We start from the raw sequence: 17,549 nt of genomic DNA, 5'->3' as shown, positions 1-17,549 counted from the left end.
CGGGAGCTTTTTTTGTGCCTATCGTTTGTACTCTTGTTCTTTTTCCATCGTACTCACCGCGCTTTCTTTATCTGATTTCTTTGTATCCAAGGTCGTTATTTCTTTTCTTTTTAACCGTTTACATTCATGCCCTTCCTTCGCCCTTACTGTGAAAAGCTAAGCAACCCTAATTGATAATGTTCACTTATAGAGCCTCAAGCGCTCTTAGTGAGGCGTTTTGGAGTTCATTGCTATGGTTGCTAATAAAATTGAGTTTAAGGCGAGAGAGAAGCTATGAGCCAATAAAACAGCCTCGATAAAATCGAGGCTTATAGTGACTTAATTGTTATTAGGAGAGGGTGCTCAAAATGAGCAGGATCTAAATCGAGTTTATTGTGCGGGGTGTACCTGAGGAAAGCTCATCGTCGGGTGCTTTTCTACGATGCTTTTATATCCATAAACATCTTCAATCATTGACGGCTTGAGCGCTTCCCAAGGGCTGCCATCACACACTAAATTGCCATCTTTCAATACCACCAATCGGTCGGAATACTGAGCGGCTAAGTTTAGATCGTGCAACACCACGATAACGGCTGCATTATGATTGTCTGCAAGTTCTCTCGCGATCTTTAGCGTGTTGTGCTGGTGGGCAAGATCCAATGCAGAGGTGGGTTCATCAAGCATTAAGATGCATTGATCGCCTGAGTGGTGGAGCTGAGTGAGTACTCGAGCCAAGTGAACTCTCTGCTTTTCACCGCCAGACAGAGAAGGGTAGAGCCTCTCTCCTAAGTGGGATACATCGGCGATGTCCATCTTTTGATTCGCGATGTTGGTCAGCGTCTTGTTTGACTCTTGCAGTGGAATGCCACCAAGCTCAACAACTTCGTGTGCCAGAAATGGGAAGGTCAACGTGCTGTGTTGAGGAAGCATAGCGAGATGTTTCGCCAACTTATGTGAAGGCCATTTGTCTTTAGCATGCCCAAAATATTGAATGTCGCCGGTACTGGATATCTCTTGGCATAAGGCTTTGAGCAGTGTGCTTTTGCCTGCTCCATTTGGGCCCAGCAGTGTGGTTACCTTTCCTGCTTCAATCTCTATGGATACACTATCTAGTATCTTTTTGCTGCCGAACTTTACTTCAATATCGGTCGCTTTTAACGCTGCAGGAAACATTAAAGGATTCTCCCTTTCTGTTGGAATAGTAGGTACAAGAAGAAGGGCGCGCCAATAATCGCAGTGACAATACCTACTGGTAGTTCTGCTGGGGCAAGAGCAACGCGTGAGAACATGTCTGCAGCCGTTAGTAGCAATGCGCCTAGAACCGCTGACAGAGGAAGCAGAACTCGATGATCAGGACCCGCCAGCATGCGGCCTAAATGTGGGATAACCAGTCCGATAAATCCAATCATGCCAGACAGGCTTACTGTGATACCCACACCTGCTGCCGTCAGTAGAATCAGCTGTCGTTTCAGTTTTTGAACTGGAATGCCTAGGTGTTGCGCTTCTGATTCACCAAGGAGTAGGGCATTCAAAGACATTGCTTGGCGGTAGAAAACGACGAATAGCCCAACGAGGGTGACAGCAGCGAGCAAGATACCCGACCACTTGGCACCTGCCAGAGAACCCATCGACCATAGCGACAGATCACGTAGCATTTGATCATCTGCGATGAAGTTTAAGAAGCCAATCCCTGCACCTGAAAGTGCGCTGATCGCCACACCTGCCAATAGCATGATAGTCACTGAGGTGCCGAATTTGCCAGTACCAAGTTTGTAAACCAGCAATGTGGTTAGAGCGCCACCCAAAAAGGCAAATACAGGCACTGCGGCAAAGTTCATGAATGCCGGGTATTGAAGTGAAAGCTCAGAAAACAAAACAATCGCCAATGCTGCACCTAATGCTGCGCCCGCAGACACACCGATGATGCCAGGTTCTGCAAGTGGGTTACGAAATAGCCCCTGCATGACAGCACCGCATAGTGCGAGAATGGCACCAATTAGCATGCATAGTATGGTTCTAGGTAGTCGAATTTCTTGAATGACTAAATTGATGTGAGGCGCTAAGTCATTGTTTGGACGAATTAAGCTTGTTGCGCTGTCCATTAAACTAATATTCATTGGCCCAACAGTGATTGAGTACAGCGCGACAAAGGCTAGGGTTGCACCTAGGCCTAACATCGTTGTTTTTAGGGGGACGGATCGTAGCAACATAAAGGGCCTCTATGTCTATTGCTAGCCAGAAAGCTCATCATCAACATGGTTCTATAGGGTTGGTGATGGAGCTAGGCTACAGCAATAGTTGGAATAGGTAGTCGAGTTATAGCGGATAGATAAGTGCGTTTAGTCGCTTTGCTTCTGAAAGGCTTTCCAGACCAAGTCCGCCCACTAAAGCGCTGCCATTTACAGTGATGATTTGCTTGTTCATACCTGCAGGGGTTGCCGCTAACATAGGTAACGACTTAAGAATCGCATCAGCGCCGCCCATTTTTTGGTAACTGCGGCCGCTCACTAAAATGACATCAGGTTGCATCTCGACAAGCGATTCCATTGATAGTGGTTTATAAGATGTAAGGCTTTGAGCGGCTGGGTTGATACCGCCAGCCAACTCAATGATCGTATTTGGTGATGTTTCACCGCCAGCAACGTTCGCAGGGCGACCTTCGTGCAGCAATAGGAACAGTACTTTCTTTGCTTCATTCTTCGGTACTTGATTTGCTTTTAGTGCAGCAATCTTTTGATTCACATCGGCTTTGACTTGTTGTGAGTGATCTTCGGTGTGTGTGATCTTTGCGATTTGGTCGATACGTTTTAGTAGCCCTTCAACGTTAGCCTCGGTGTTCACGATTTCGACATCGACGCCCGCAGATTTCAGTTGAGAGATCGCGTTGTCCGGTCCCATCTCATCAGAACCAATCAGTGTGGTGGGCTCTAGAGCAAGCAAACCTTCCGCAGACAGGTTTCTGTGGTAGCCGATCTTAGGCAGTTTTTCAGATTGAGGGAAACGACTGGTCACATCAATGCCAACCAATTGTTCTTCTGCGCCAAGCGCTAAAACTAATTCTGTAACGGCGCTGCCAGCACTGATGATTCGCGGTTGTTCAATGTCGTTAGCCATTGCGGTTGGCGCAGTCAATGCCAGGCTCATAGCGGCCACTGAAAGGAGGTGTGTCTTGGTCTTTAATTTATTGAGCACGTTTAAGTTATTCATAATAAGTTCTTTATATCTTTTTGTATCGCGAAGAAACTCAGTGAGCAGTCCGTTCGCATGTGAGTTCTAATCAATAGAGAGGTTCAGATCCGACTACTTGGTCTTAGTTACTAGGAGCCAAATCTTCTGAATATCGCGTGTCGCTCTAGCCATCGTCAGTGAGTAATTGAGTTGCAGGAATTCCATTCTCTTGAAGGAAAGACAGCAGTTTCACTAGGTTCTCCACGTTGGCGGCTTTATCCGCGCCAATGATGATCGGCTTTTTATCTGTTGAGCCTGTCTCTTCTAACAAGGCAATCTTGAAGTTTTCCCAGTCAATGTATTCTTTTCCGTTGATAGCCCAGTAAGGTTCATGGTCTAAGATATTGACGCTAATCGAATCTTTGTGGACCTCTGAAACGTTTTTGACGTCCGAACTTGGTAGGTCAACTTCGAGTGATTCCAGCTTTACCGATGCCGTAAGCAGTAGAAAAACCATCACGATAAAAATGATGTCGAGCAGCGGCGTTAAGTCTGGAGTTAGGCTCTGCGTATGGGATGAGTTTGGCGTTTTAATCATGCTTGGCTCACATTACCTACAGAGGCTTGGCTTGCAGACGTATGATTTACATCGCCAGACTGGTTTGTTTGAATAGACATGCCTTCTAGCCATACATTTACGTAATTCAGAGTGTGTTCTAGTTGAGCAAGCACTCGGTCAGCCCAAAGGCCCAATAGTTGTGCACCTGAAATAGCAGGCAGTGCGATCATTAAGCCGGCAGCGGTCGTTCTCATTGCTAATCCAAGGCCGTCTGCTAGATCATTTGGTGTGATGCTGCCTGTAGTCGCGGCAACACCTTTGAACATTTCAATAAGGCCAAGTACCGTGCCCAGCAGCCCTATCAGTGGGCTAATCACGCCGATTAAGCCAAGCAATCTTAGGCCTGCGTGCAATTGGTGGCGTTTTTCTTGTAGCCAGATCCCCGCAGCATCTTCACGTAACCCTTTTGAGAAAGAGTGGTGAGCAAGCAACATTGACACGCCCTTGTACAATAGCGGTCGTTTACCTGAAATCGACTGAGCAAGCGCTTCAATTTCTTGGCTGTTGGTTGGTGATATTTGGTTGAGCTCGCGGCGAATAGCGCGCTTGCCAACACCAATACTGAGCATGACTTGGAAGATTCGCTCAGCGATGATCATTGCCGTGAGTGCTGAACAGATAAGTAAAGGCCAAGTCATTAAGCCAAGTTGATCTTGTAAGTAACTGATTTGTTGCATGATTAATCCAACCTAAAACGAACAGGTATTTGTACACGGTGAGCGATTGCTCGGCCGTTGACAGTGTGAGGTGAGAACTTCCATTGTTTAATGGCTTCTAATGCGGCGTTATCGAGCATCAGTGCGCCTGATGAATTTACTAATGCTTGTTTAACTTGTTTACCTTCAGCGTCTAGCCAGATCTCGTAAGTAGCTACACCCTCAATACCACGACGTCGTGCTTGGCGAGGGTAGTTTGGCGGTGTAGGGCGAGCAGCAAAGGATGGCTTCGTGACCAACACTGGCTCTTGGTTTGAGACGCCTTGGTTTACTTCCTGAGGCTGGTTGGCAGACTCGTCCATATTCTTATCGACTTTCTTGTCGGCTAACTTTTCAGGTTGTGGTGTTGATTCTGTTTTTGGTCGTTCTTTCTTCACGACCTTTTTCTCAGTCACATGTTTCTTTTGAACCAGTTTCTTCTCGACTTTCTTTTCAACGATCTTTTTTTCTACTTTTTTTTGCTGTGGCTTGTTGGTGATCGCCTTTTTCTTAGGTGTTGGTTTAGCTTGCTTGGGTTCAGCGGCTTTTGGCTCCGCTGGTTTAGGCTCAGCCTTTGAAACAGGTTCTTTGATTGGTTCTGGTTCAACCGGTTCGGTGACGGTTTTTTGTTGAGCTTGAGAAGGCATGCTCTTTGGAGTGAAGTTGATCGATACCGTGTTCGATTGGCTACCTGCAGGCATCGCAAATACTTTGGATTCTTGAGCGACAAACAATAGTGCCGCATGAATCACTAACGATGCGCCGCCTGCAATAACATACCTAGGAACGTTCACTTTCAATCCTTTACCAAATCTAAATTCTGTAGCAGATTATTGCTTAGAATCTAAATAAGATCAATTATCAATTGCATTATCATTTGCGCCTATTTATGATTCTCTCAGTTTTTAGCGAATAGTCTTCCAGACTTTGCTATGTAAGTGTTTAGAGAGATTATATGAGTCTTAATATTTATAAATTTGACGAATCAATCTTGGGCGTTTCTAGCCCTGATCCGCTTCGTTTTGCGTTTGCCAAAAAGCATTCTGCACACGCCGGAGGAAGCTCAATTCCGGTTGATCCGAGCAAGAAGTTGGAGCTCTTTGATGAATTAATGCTGAGTGAAGGGAAAAAACAGGATAAGCGTTGCTTGTATATCCATATACCTTTTTGTCGTGTGCGTTGTACTTTCTGTAATTTTTTCCAAAATGCGGCAAGTCGCAAATTGGTAGACGAGTATTTCGATGCATTGATGGTCGAGCTCAAGCAAAAAGCCAAAACACCATGGGCACAGTCTGGGCTGTTTCATGCCGTTTATATCGGAGGGGGAACTCCAACCGATTTGTCGCCTAAACAAGTCGAGCTATTAGGCAAGGCTATTCGCCAACACTTCCCACTCGCCAATGATGTTGAAATGACTTTAGAGGGGCGCATCAACCGATTCGGTGATGACATGTTCGATAGTGCACTTGAAGGTGGCTTCAACCGTTTCTCATTTGGTATTCAGAGTTTCAACACCAAAGTACGACGCAGCGCGAAACGTTTAGATGACCGTGAAGTGGTTCTAGAGCGTATCAGCTCTTTGAGTCGTACTGAGCAAGCGCCGATCGTTCTCGACCTGTTGTATGGATTACCTTACCAATCGATGGAGGTGTTCCAACAAGATCTGGAAGACTACATGTCGACGGGAGCACACGGTATTGACCTTTACCAACTGATTGTTGGGGGCAGTGCTCCTATGCTTAACCTCGTTGAGAAAGGAAAGATCCCGCCACCGGCCAACACACCCGATAAGGCAAGCATGTATTTAGCGGGCGTTGAGTTTATGGCTAAGCACAAAGTTAAACAGCTGAGCGTAAATCACTGGACTCGCGACAACCGTGAACGCAGCATTTACAACAGTTTAGCGAAAACCTATGCAGAGGTTTTGCCTATTGGTTGTGGTGCCGGTGGCAATATCGGTGGTCACGGCGTGATGCAACATCGAACTTTAGACAGCTACATGGAGTCAATTAAGCAAGGCCAATTACCTATTGCCATGATGACTAAACAGAGTGCTTTGGAACCGATGTTCTCAACGTTAAAGGCAGGTTTCGATTCTGGTGTTGTTAGACGGAGTACGCTACCAAGCTTTATGGGACAAGAGACGTTCGACTATTTAAAACCGCTGTTCGAACACTGGGAACAGAATGGTTTAGTTGAGCTATCTGAAGACTACCTGACTCTCACAATCGCTGGCAGCTTCTGGGCAGTAAGCCTAGCTCAGAGTGTAATTCAAGTGCTTAACGCTGAATATCAAGCGATGCACCCAGCGCAGAAAGCATCAGGTTCGGGCGTTCACCCGCATGCAAGCTTGAAGCACGCTTAATATCGAATTTTTAATTTAAAACTTACGTAAATTACTCGTTTATACGGAAATATATCCAATGACAGATACAACATTAGAAATGACAGAAACTCTAGAACAACGTGTCGCTCGCATTCTAGAAGAAGAGCCAAAACTGCTTCCTACAGCGATTGCTGAGAAGCTCGGTGTTTCAGAGGTAGAAGTGGTTGCTGCTTTTCCAAACGACATGGCAGTGATGCTAGATGGTAGCCGTGCTCAAGAAATTCTAGAAGGTTTAGTGGGTTGGGGCCCTGTGACCACAATCGTGCATTCATTCGGCTCAATCTTCGAAGTAAAAGCGCCGTTCCCGAAAGGCAAAGTAGCGCGTGGTTACTACAACCTTATGGGCAAAGAAGGCGAGCTTCATGGTCACCTGAAACTCGACAACATCAAACAGATCGGTTTGGTGAGCAAAGCGTTCATGGGTCGTGAAAGCCATTACTTTGGTTTCTTCAGTGAAACGGGTGAGAATATTTTCAAGATTTACCTAGGCCGCAATGAAAAGCGTGAGCTTATCGCCGACCAAGTAGAACGGTTCAAAGCACTAAAAGAACAAGCTTAAGAAAAATCAGCAGCAGTTAATAAGACATCAATGCTCGAGGATCGTTTAGTTTGCTAATGATCGCTCAACCTCGAGCAAACATAATAAATCAGAGAAAGCGAAGTAAGGAATTACCCATGGAACAACAAGTAAAACAAGAACGTCTACAAGGTCGCCTAGGTCCAGAAATCAAAGAGTTTCGCCAAGAGCGTCGTACCCTTCAACTGGCAACGGTTGATGAAGAGGGCCGCCCGAACGTGAGCTACGCGCCCTTCGTTCAAAACCAAGAGGGTTACTTTGTTCTAATTTCTGATATTGCTCGTCACGCTCGTAACTTGAAAGCGAACCCACAAGTTTCTTTGATGATGATTGAAGATGAAGAGAGCTCAAAGCAGCTTTACGCACGTAAGCGTTTAACGTTTGATGCACAAGCAAGTGTTGTCGAGCGTGAAACAGAGCTTTGGACTCAAGTGATCGGCCAGATGCAAGAGCGTTTCGGCGAGATCATCGATGGTTTGAGCCAGCTTCAAGATTTCTCTCTGTTCAATCTTAAAGCAGAGAACGGCTTGTTCGTTAAAGGCTTTGGTCAGGCATATCAAGTATCGGGTGACGATCTAGTAGATTTCGTTCACTTGCAAGAAGGCCACAAAAAAGTATCTAACGAGTAACCTCATGTAACTGGTTATTTAAGAAGCCCTCCAATGTGAGGGCTTTTTTACGTCTAAAAATCGTTGTAAACACACTGGGCGTTGATGTGAGAAAAAGCAGACTAAATCAAACAGTTTGGTATATTGGCGTTTGATTAATATTTATGTGTAAGGATCGCTACGTGAAACCAGTAAGTCGAGATTGGGACGAGTTCTGTTACCCGTTTATTTATGAAGACAGTCCTATCTGTGATTTTGAGATTCTGTCGGACGAGCTTTGTTGCCGAGTTGGATTGGTTCTTTCATTGGAATTAGAACCACAAGTTCGCGAGATCCTGCAACGCCTACAGCCGAACATCTATCATTTAAATGGATCAGTGCGTGGGAAATTAGCGATTACTGAATTCGAACTGGTCGAGCTTAAGCAAGATTACCACCATATCCGTGAGCAGCTAGAAGGTGGCTTCAAAGGGTTTGTATTACCTGGTGGAAATCGAGTATCGAGCGAGCTTCATTTGTGTCGTTGCCAGGCTAAGAAAGTTGTGCGCGCTTTGGTGAGCATTGAGCACCATGAAAGCAAAAAGTCACCGGATCCGATTCTTTTTAAATACGCTAACTTAGTCGCGAACACACTGTATGCATTGGCTTCTTTCACCAATCATGTCAATGAGGTAGAGGAAGTGGAATTCGTGAGTAAGAGCTATTCGATGCCTAAAAAGAAAGACTAGCTACGAGCTCTATTTTTGTTGAGAGATGAAAAACTAAGAATTGAAGAAGCTAAACCATTGAACTTGATGTTGGTTTAGCTTCGTGAAGAGCCCTAAGCAGCCGTAGAGGCGTCGTTTAAGACCTTTGCGCCGCGTAGCATGGCTTCGATTAACTCACCCGCATTGAACTTTTCAAGCGCTTCATGGGCACCCACCTGATTCGCACGATCAACACAGATCTCACTCGATAGTGAGGTATGCAAAATACAGTAAGCATGACTCAATGCACTGTCGTTTTGTACTTCAAATGCAAGTTCGTACCCATCCAATCCCGGCATTTCAATGTCACTGACAAGAAGGTCAATCGCTTTACCCACGCTAGCTTGGCGTCGCATTAGGTCAATCGCATCCAAACCGTTATTACAGATGCTATAAGGAATGTTGATGCTGTCGAGAGCGTCAGATAGCTGCTTACGCGCAATCAAAGAGTCATCCACCAATAAGATGTTTAGTGCCTTGAGGCGCTCCCTTTCTACATCGGTCAGCATTGGAATATGCGCGTTCTCGTAATCTGGGTAGATCTTAGATAGCAGTAGTTCGACATCGAGCATTTGCACGATACGATCTTCAAAACGAGTAATGCCCGTCACAAATACATTACGACCGACACTCGCAGGTGGCGATTCAATACTCTTCCAATCACATTCAATGATTTTATCGATTGAGCGAACTAAGAATGCTACGACCGTTCTTAAGCAGTCGGTCACGATGAGTACACAATCATTGTATTCAGCGGGAGTGATCGGGCGAAAGCCAATCGCTGCAGACATATCAATCACTGGAACCGTAAGGTCGCGAATGGTCACGGTGCCAATCACATGGTGGTGAGAGTAGGGAATTTGGGTCATCGGTTGAAAAGGCACGATTTCCCTGACTTTAAGCGTGCCAATCGCAAAACTTTGAGTGAGGGACAATTTGAACATCAACATTCCCTGTGACTGACTCGCTTTACTGATCGGTTTGGCCATAATTGGCTCCTATTTACTACACGCTTAATTTATAAAGAATAATTTAAAGGGAAATAGCAGTCGCGGCAAGTAACTCTACTGTTTTTAGGGGCTTTAAGGCGGTTGTTTTTGGTTATAGAGTGAAGAATGGTGTTTCTTGGGTTAAAATCACGCTAAATACTCGCTGTCGACGAATGCAAGTCGGCAAGCAGACAGCAACAAACTGAGAGTTATCATGGCAAGAACAGCAGCAGCGCTTCATATTTTGGTGAAGCACAAAGAACAAGCAGAAGACATCATCAAGCAGCTAAAAAAAGGTGCTAAATTTCAAACATTAGCGAAGAAGCACTCAACGTGCCCATCGGGCAAAAAGGGCGGCGATTTAGGCGAGTTCCAAAAAGGTCAAATGGTGCCTCAGTTTGATAAGGTTTGTTTTTCTGGCGAGACGCTGGTCCCACATCTGGTTAAAACGAAATTCGGCTGGCACGTGGTTAAGGTTCTTTATAGAACCTAGTGTAAGATATGTGTTAGATGGAATAGAAAGGAGCGTATATACGCTCCTTTTTTGTAACTTATCAGTGAATAATGGCTGAGTATTCATCCCAGACGTTATGCGATAATTGTTGCTACGCCCTCAACTATCCGCCGTGACTAATCGGTGGGAGGAGGAGGGTTTTTAATGAGTAACTCATATAATAAATGCCATTCTTGAGGACATTTAAACAGCTTTGCCTTTTAGCCTTTGCCTTTATCTAGGGCGTGTTGATCTTTCGAGCTGATTTTTGCAGCGAGTTGCTGGGTATTTGTACAAGGCAGAGGCTTTGATGTGTAGCTAGCCTACATGAGAAGCCGATAACGTAGTAGAAATGACCAGCAAACGCTGCCCGAAGGGTTCGGCTAAAAGCGTTTTACTCTTTGTTGAGGGAGATTTGCTTAGAATGACTAGGCTACTTCCCCCTCGCCGCGATTAAAACGCTTTTATCTCGAACGAAATTTAACCACGAAAGGTCAACACGCCCTACAAAGCTGTAAACGAGTTTGTTAGGAGAACCACATGGAGAGTTCAGCTATGTTAAGCAACCCAGCGACAGATGTTATTTTGCATGCCTTTGACTGGTGCTACGCTGACGTAATGAAGAACGCCCCACTGATCCAAGAGTTGGGTTATAAATCAGTTTTAGTTTCACCAGCGATGAAGTCGTTGCGCGGCCCTAAGGGCGCCGATAGAGCGTCTGGCACTCAATGGTGGCAACGTTATCAGCCACAAGATTATCGTGTGATTGATAATCAGTTGGGTGACACACAAGATTTTAAAGCGATGGTAGACACGTTAAAGCAACATGGGCTGCGTACCTATGTGGACGTGGTGTTCAACCACATGGCAAACGAGTCTGACATCCGCAGTGATCTGACCTATCCAAATGAACAAGATATGGCGTCTTACCAAAAAGACCCTGAATACTATGAATCTATCCGTTTGTTTGGTGATCTTTCTGAGTCGTTATTTAATGAAAATGACTTCGTAGAAGCGTTTGGAATCAAAAACTGGAAAGACACATGGGAAGTGCAGAATGGACGTATTACTGGCGGAGCCAGCGATCCGGGCTTACCAACCCTGTTAGACAACGACAATGTGGTTGAGCAGCAGCGAGCTTACCTAAAAGCTATGAAAGCGATTGGTGTGAAAGGTTTCCGCATTGATGCTGCAAAGCACATGACACTGTCACACTTGCGCAAAGTGTGGACGGATGATATCTGCGAAGAAATGCACATCTTCGGTGAGATCATCACCGATGGTGGCGCGACAGAGGAAGAGTACCAACTGTTTCTGGAGCCTTACCTAAAGCACACTCGTTTAGGAGCTTACGATTTCCCACTGTTCAATACTATCTTCAAAGCCTTTGAAGAGCAGGGCAGCTTTAAATCTTTGATTAACCCGTACTGTTTTGGGCAAGCTTTGTCGAACATGAGAGCGATAACCTTTGCAGTAACCCATGACATTCCAAACAACGAGGTGTTTTTGGAGCATGTAATGGATGAAGTGGACGAGCGTTTGGCTCATGCCTTCATTCTTGGTCGAGATGGCGGTGTGCCACTGGTTTACAGTGAATTAAGCACAAGCGGTATCTTGGATCAGAATGGTCAGCCTCGTTGGCTTAACGACTGGCAAGCGCCTTACATGAAAAGCATGATTCAATTCCATAATCATGTTCATGGTGAAGCGATGCGTGTGGTTGAAGCAAATGATGATTTGATGGTGTTTGTTCGTGGAGACAAAGGCATTGTTGTGATCAACAAGTCGAAGCGCAGCAAAACGGCTTCGCTGACTTGGACTGGGCCTGTAACGGATTTATTGTCCGGTGATGTGATTGAGTGTGTTGATAACACCGTTACGATCAAGGTTGAGCCTAATCAATGCATGATGTTGATAACCAACTAATCTGAGCCTCATAAAGATCAATAGTTCAGGCAGAAGATGAAAAGACCAAAAGAAAGGCCCGCATACTCGAGTGAGTAGCGGGCCTTTTTATTTGAAGCTAAGAACCTAGTTCCTAGCAGTCAAAAGTAATTACACCGTAAACTTATTCAATAGCTCGTCTTGCTGGCGAACATTGTCGGTTTGTACTTGCATCGCGGTATTCGCTTCTTGAGCAGCAGTCGACACTTGTGTTGAAAGGTCTTTGATCTTAACTGTGTTGTTGTTGATCTCTTCCGCTACTAAGCTCTGCTCTTCTGCTGCTGAAGCAATTTGAATGTTCATATCAGAGATACGCTGAATCGCGTCACGGATACGGTCCAGTGAAGAGTTTGCTTGCTGAGCACGTTCAACGGCATCAGTGGCAGTATCTTTACTTTGATTCATCGCGTTAGATACTGAGCTAGCACCGGCTTGTAGCTGTTCAATCATGTTTCGGATTTCAGTTGTCGACTCTTGAGTACGCTGCGCTAGAGTTCGAACTTCATCGGCGACGACTGCGAAACCACGACCAGACTCACCCGCACGTGCTGCTTCAATTGCCGCGTTCAGTGCCAGTAGATTGGTTTGGTCAGCAATATCGTTGATAACTTTAAGAATTGTCTCGATGTTAGCTGTTGCTGATTCTAGAACTTGTACTTCAGCGACTGCTTGGTCGATACGCTCAGATAGGTTATCAATCGCTTGAGTGGTTTCACTTACTACAGAAGTACCGTCTAGTGTTGCGTCGTCGGCTTCACGAGCTGCTGCCGCTGCGCCTTGAGCATTGTTGGCTACTTCTGTTGCCGTTACTGCCATTTCGTTCATTGCGGTCGCTAGCTGTTCTAGCTCTTGCAGTTGCGTGTTCATCGCGCTTGCTGATTCTCCAGCACCTTTTACTGTGATTTCAGTACCACGTTTAATCTCCACACCAATCGCTTTCGATTGAATGATTTGATTTTGTAGGTTTTCAGTAAAGGTATTGAAGCCTTTCGCTAGGTCAGAGAACTCTTTATCTGTATTGGTATCTAGACGCTTAGTTAGGTCACCTTGGCCACTAGCCACGTCTTGAATCGCTTGGTTAAGAGCATCGAGTGGACGCATTAGCACACGAATCAGAACCGTGAGTGCAACGATACTAAGAATCACAGCGATCAAAGAATAGATCATTGAGCTGTTTTTCAAGTCTTCGACCGTTTGGTAAGCGATCTCTTCATCAAGGATGGCACCAATGTACCAATCTTCACTTGGGATATGAGTGAAGTTAACTAGGAACATCTTACCGTCGACTTCGATCTCTTGAGAGCCTTCGCGAATGGTTGCTTGTGGCATGTAGCTTGAAAGCTTTTCGCCGTTATTCCCAGCGTTTGGATGGGCAATCGTTGTGCCATCAGCAGTCACAAGGAATAGGTAACCGGCATCGAATAGGTTTACTTGGTTAACCAAGGTCGCAAGGTTGGTCAGTTCTAGGTCGTAGAACATACCTGCAGTAAAGCGGCCGTTGTCTTTAACTGGCGTACCTACTGAGATAATGACTTTCTTACTTGATGCGTCCACATAAGGAGCGGTAACAACTAAACTGTTTTGGGATTTAGCATCAATATACCAAGGGCGAATTCGAGGGTCGTAATCCGGACCTGCTTCCCAACCGTCATCATTCTCGATAACGAAACCGTTTGCTTCATAACCAAAACCAACCGCTAGAAAGCTGTTTTTCAGTTTTGGTTTTTCTAGAATAGTTTTAACGTAGGTGCGGTCTTGAGGGTTTATCTCGATGACTTCAGTCGTCGATTGCGCCAAAGCTTTCTTGGCATTCATCTCGGATACGACGGTATTTTTTACGCCCGAGACCATCTCATTAAGACTCGCATTGACGTGGTTCTCTACAGCACTTCTAACGGTGTAAAGTTGTTGTATTGAAAGCAATGATACTGTCACTAGCAGCAAGGCTGATGATGCAGCAACCACCTTATGGCTAAATTTCATTGAGTTTTCCCCTTCTCACAGGCTTTGCGAAGACTAAAGTTAATCGTGTTTTTCTAATTATATATATCGACAAGATTGAAATTTACTTGAATGTAATTTCACAAAATAGACTACAAAAATACAACAACCCAAACAATACAAAATTCACTAAATCACATATTTGTTACTTTTATTATTGGGTTCAACGAGTTGGGGAATGAAGATAGACGGGGTTTAAGGGAGAATTAAGAATGTATTAATTTGCAGATTATGCGTTCAGTTTTCTATTAACGAGAGGCGATGTGAATAAACAATATGAAATTAAATGATATGCAGAATTTATATATTGATTAAAATTCAAATAACGCTGTGTATATATTTTGTGCAAATAAAAAGCCCCACAAAAGTGAGGCTTATAATTCTGTCTGATTATTTACTTATATAAGTAGCATCTAATTTAGAATATTAGGTGAGCTACACCAGCGATCACTGGAAGCGTGATTAGAGTACGCAGAATAAAGATAATAAACAGTTCCAAGATGTTCACTGGGATCTTACTACCTAGAAGCAGAGCGCCTACTTCAGACATGTAAATCAGTTGAGTTACCGACATTGCTGCAATTACAAAGCGAGTCATTTCGTTATCGATAGACGCTGCAAGGATCGCTGGGATGAACATGTCTGCAAAACCAACCACGATGGTTTCTGATGCTGCAACCGCTTCAGGAACACCTAATAGCTCAAGGAACGGAATGAAAGGTTGACCTAAGAATGAGAACACAGAAGTGTATTCCGCAATCACCAATGCCATGGTACCAAGACCCATAACCACAGGCAGTACACCAAAGACCATATCAACAGCGTTACGAACGCCTTCGCCAAACACAGACTTAGCCGACTTCACTTGTGATGCTTTGTTTACTGCTAGCTCAAGGCCCCAAGAGAACGTTGAGTGACCTGCAGGGATTGCATCTGCGTCTTTCTCTGGCTTGCTGCCATCGATGAAAGTATCTTTCTTCATGCTCAAAGGTGGTAGGCGAGGGATGATTACCGCCGCAACGATACCCGCTAGACAGATTGCTGCATAGAAAGGTAAGAACAGGTGCTCTAGCTCTACTTGAGCAATAACCACAAGACTGAACGTGATAGATACCGCTGAGAAAGTCGTACCTACAACCGCAGCTTCACGCTGAGTGTAGAACTTCTTCTCGTACTGTTTGCTTGTCAGCAGGATACCAACGCTGCCATCACCTAACCAAGAAGCCATACAGTCGATAGCACTACGACCTGGTAGGTTGAAGATTGGGCGCATGATTTTACTTAACAGGGTGCCAAACAGCTCTAGTAAACCGAAGTTAAGTAGAAGAGGCAGTAGCAAACCCGCAAAGATAAATACTGAGAACAGTGTAGGCAGCAGGCCTTCTAACACTAAACCACCGGTGTTTTCTTCCCAAATAAACTCTGGACCTACTTGGAAGAACGCCATGAATGCCGCAGCACCACCAATCAAACGAACCAACAACCACAGTGGAGATGGGTTGAAAAGGCCGTTTAAAAATGAATTCGATGTAATGAATGTAGGCTTGAAAATGGTGCTTAAAACGGAAGCTACAGACATGAAAGCGACGATTGCAGTGATGATAGAGACTAGGTACTCACCGAAAACCGCTTGAATTGACTTGGCTAAGATCGCTACAGGGATGGTGAGATCGCCTTGATAGCTGATTGGTGCCATGAAAAGGAATAAACCAATCAATGATGGGATTAAGAAAACCCAGAAACTGCCTTTAGATTTCTCTGTTTGAGCAGTATTCGTGTTGTTAGACATGTTATTGTTCTCGAATTTCTACACGTAAAAAAGCCACATCCTTGGCATTTTTATTCACTAAACGTCCGTATTTTCTCATTGGGTGCAAGATTACCCAGTATTAATATCGCTTGCAATACTATTCATCAAATATCGCTAAGTATTCACAATGGTTATTCTGCAACTCATTAAGAGTTTAGAATAAAGTGTTGCGGATGTTACGTAATTTGAGGATATATTGCCAGTTTTTTATAAATTCACTGGTGTATCAGTTCGATAGGACAGGTAGAGCCAGTAGCTAAACGCAATAAAAAAGGCAAAAGAGGCAGGGAAAGCCAGAGCGAGAATTTCAAAGCGCTGGAATAAGCAAGCACCCGTTAAGCCGCCAAATAGAAAACCCATGACGATGAACATCAGAAGTTTGGCTTTACGGCGGTCAAAGGGCATACCTTTGAGGCGCGCGCCAATCATGATCCCAAGATCCGTGATGATCCCACTCATGTGTGTGGTACGGATAATGGCGCCGCTGTAGGTAGTGATCATTGCGTTTTGCAGGCCACATGCCGCGGAAGCAAAGTACTGACCGGATGTGTAGCCTTGTAGCAGTGCCCATAATGCTAAAAATAGTAGGCCACCCTCAATGCACAGAGCAACGCCGTATCGACGGCCTAATTTTAGAGCCTGGTTTTCAATGAAAAAACCACTGAAAGCAGCGCCCAGCATAAAGCTCATGATGACGAGTAATAGATGTACTGAAGCAGAGGTTGGAGTGAGCAAGCTACTCCCCAATAAAGAGACTGTACCTGAAATGTGCGAAATAGCTTGGTGTTGAAAGCCAAGTAGTCCGATAGCATTCACGCTGCCAGCAAGGGCTGCTAGTAGGAGAGCCCCGTATTCAACCCAACGTGGTAGCTTAGAAATCATGTTGTTCACCTTGGGTTGAAAAAGAGGGGCAAATTATAACGCTAGCGAAAAGATACGCTAGCGCTGTGGGGCTTGGATATTTGATCTTAGGCAACACTATTGCAGTTAGTTTCTTTGCAAATGTAATCGCAATATTGGGCAGATGAAAGCTACTAATTATAGTGGCTCATTTGATGGTCAAATTTGACCCAACCGTGTTTACGTTCTTCGTAGACAGAAAAGCTCGGTAACGGAAAGTCTTGTTCTTTAAACAATCCAAGCGGGATGATGTAAAAGTCAGCGGCAGCAACGGATTGGAGCAGCATAGTAGTGCCACATTTAGGGCAGAATTGATAAGTAACTTCATTGCCAGTATCGCTTATGCGTGAAAAAGAGGTTACCTCTCCACTCAAGGAAATTTGCTCTGTTAGAAATCGAGCTTGTACACCAAAAACACTGCCGGTTCGTTTTTGACACTCATAGCAGTGGCAGACAGAGGTTCGTTGAGGCTCTCCTCTACACACGAGATTGACCGCACCGCAGCGACATTCGCAACTTCTGATATTTTTATCTTTACTATGATTGATATCCATCCGTGCTCCAGTTCTGATTAGCCCTGTATTGATAATTATACTAAAGCCCTTTATGGTCTGCACAACAGGATGAAAACAAA

At 44.8% G+C, this 17,549-nt stretch carries 17 protein-coding genes; 6 read left to right on the top strand and 11 right to left on the bottom strand.

The annotated features are described in order from the left end of the window. Nucleotides 1-369: 369 nt before the first annotated feature. The 6 genes from OH460_RS23570 to OH460_RS23545 all read right to left on the bottom strand — a co-directional run bounded on the left by OH460_RS23570 (nt 370) and on the right by OH460_RS23545 (nt 5,255). Nucleotides 370-1,152 (bottom strand): heme ABC transporter ATP-binding protein, encoded by a 783-nt coding sequence (locus OH460_RS23570; protein ID WP_102425009.1) that lies wholly within the window; start codon nt 1,150-1,152, stop codon nt 370-372. Then, nucleotides 1,152-2,189 (bottom strand): FecCD family ABC transporter permease, encoded by a 1,038-nt coding sequence (locus OH460_RS23565; protein ID WP_269999737.1) that lies wholly within the window; start codon nt 2,187-2,189, stop codon nt 1,152-1,154. The genes OH460_RS23570 and OH460_RS23565 overlap by 1 nt, the downstream gene beginning before the upstream one ends. Before the next feature lie 106 nt (nt 2,190-2,295). After that, nucleotides 2,296-3,186 (bottom strand): heme/hemin ABC transporter substrate-binding protein, encoded by an 891-nt coding sequence (locus OH460_RS23560; protein WP_269999736.1) that lies wholly within the window; start codon nt 3,184-3,186, stop codon nt 2,296-2,298. 145 nt (nt 3,187-3,331) lie between these two features. Next, a complete protein-coding gene (locus OH460_RS23555) occupies nt 3,332-3,745 on the bottom strand; it encodes an ExbD/TolR family protein (protein ID WP_102425006.1) in 414 nt (137 codons plus the stop codon). Next, nucleotides 3,742-4,443, bottom strand: a complete 702-nt coding sequence (locus tag OH460_RS23550) for a MotA/TolQ/ExbB proton channel family protein (RefSeq protein ID WP_269999735.1) — start codon at nt 4,441-4,443, stop codon at nt 3,742-3,744. Before OH460_RS23550 ends, OH460_RS23555 begins: the two co-directional genes overlap by 4 nt. 2 nt (nt 4,444-4,445) lie before the next feature. Further along, nucleotides 4,446-5,255, bottom strand: a complete 810-nt coding sequence (locus OH460_RS23545; RefSeq protein ID WP_269999734.1) for an energy transducer TonB — start codon at nt 5,253-5,255, stop codon at nt 4,446-4,448. Nucleotides 5,256-5,416: 161 nt separating this feature from the next. On the opposite strand from OH460_RS23545, the gene hutW reads away from it, so the two are divergent. The 4 genes from hutW (at nt 5,417) to OH460_RS23525 (ending at nt 8,760) form a co-directional block, all read left to right on the top strand. Further along, entirely contained in the window at nt 5,417-6,826 is a 1,410-nt protein-coding gene (gene hutW / locus OH460_RS23540; RefSeq protein WP_269999733.1) for a heme anaerobic degradation radical SAM methyltransferase ChuW/HutW, read from the top strand. Between the two features lie 58 nt (nt 6,827-6,884). Then, nucleotides 6,885-7,406 (top strand): heme utilization cystosolic carrier protein HutX, encoded by a 522-nt coding sequence (gene hutX / locus OH460_RS23535; RefSeq protein ID WP_269999732.1) that lies wholly within the window; start codon nt 6,885-6,887, stop codon nt 7,404-7,406. A 116-nt stretch (nt 7,407-7,522) separates the two neighbouring features. After that, nucleotides 7,523-8,053, top strand: a complete 531-nt coding sequence (hutZ, locus tag OH460_RS23530; RefSeq protein ID WP_004731858.1) for a heme utilization protein HutZ — start codon at nt 7,523-7,525, stop codon at nt 8,051-8,053. 161 nt (nt 8,054-8,214) lie between these two features. Next, complete coding sequence (locus OH460_RS23525) at nt 8,215-8,760, top strand: ATP:cob(I)alamin adenosyltransferase (RefSeq protein WP_269999731.1); 546 nt, start codon at nt 8,215-8,217, stop codon at nt 8,758-8,760. Between the two features lie 92 nt (nt 8,761-8,852). Here the strand turns inward: OH460_RS23525 and OH460_RS23520 are convergent, their stop codons facing one another. Further along, nucleotides 8,853-9,767: a chemotaxis protein gene (locus OH460_RS23520; protein ID WP_017630084.1), complete on the bottom strand. Its 915-nt coding sequence runs from the start codon at nt 9,765-9,767 to the stop codon at nt 8,853-8,855. Nucleotides 9,768-9,930: 163 nt separating this feature from the next. On the opposite strand from OH460_RS23520, the gene ppiC reads away from it, so the two are divergent. Both ppiC and OH460_RS23510 read left to right on the top strand, forming a co-directional pair. Continuing rightward, nucleotides 9,931-10,260, top strand: a complete 330-nt coding sequence (gene ppiC, locus OH460_RS23515; protein WP_081090320.1) for a peptidylprolyl isomerase PpiC — start codon at nt 9,931-9,933, stop codon at nt 10,258-10,260. Between the two features lie 540 nt (nt 10,261-10,800). Further along, complete coding sequence (locus OH460_RS23510; RefSeq protein WP_061032219.1) at nt 10,801-12,186, top strand: alpha-amylase family glycosyl hydrolase; 1,386 nt, start codon at nt 10,801-10,803, stop codon at nt 12,184-12,186. 129 nt (nt 12,187-12,315) lie between these two features. On the opposite strand, the gene OH460_RS23505 is transcribed toward OH460_RS23510, so the two are convergent. The 4 genes from OH460_RS23505 to OH460_RS23490 form a co-directional block, all read right to left on the bottom strand. Beyond that, entirely contained in the window at nt 12,316-14,187 is a 1,872-nt protein-coding gene (locus tag OH460_RS23505) for a methyl-accepting chemotaxis protein (RefSeq protein WP_269999730.1), read from the bottom strand. Nucleotides 14,188-14,623: 436 nt separating this feature from the next. Then, nucleotides 14,624-15,994, bottom strand: a complete 1,371-nt coding sequence (locus tag OH460_RS23500; protein WP_269999729.1) for a YjiH family protein — start codon at nt 15,992-15,994, stop codon at nt 14,624-14,626. A 228-nt stretch (nt 15,995-16,222) separates the two neighbouring features. Then, nucleotides 16,223-16,897, bottom strand: a complete 675-nt coding sequence (locus tag OH460_RS23495) for a YoaK family protein (protein ID WP_102426303.1) — start codon at nt 16,895-16,897, stop codon at nt 16,223-16,225. 152 nt (nt 16,898-17,049) lie between these two features. Beyond that, nucleotides 17,050-17,532 carry a GFA family protein gene (locus tag OH460_RS23490; protein WP_171730540.1) on the bottom strand — a complete coding sequence of 161 codons (483 nt, stop codon included), beginning with the start codon at nt 17,530-17,532 and terminating at the stop codon, nt 17,050-17,052. Nucleotides 17,533-17,549: the final 17 nt, after the last annotated feature.

Source organism: Vibrio sp. Makdt, assembly GCF_027587015.1.
Lineage (GTDB): Bacteria > Pseudomonadota > Gammaproteobacteria > Enterobacterales > Vibrionaceae > Vibrio > Vibrio chagasii_B.
The sequence above is the reverse complement of the archived record's forward strand: the minus strand, read 5'-3'. Positions and strand labels throughout refer to the sequence as shown.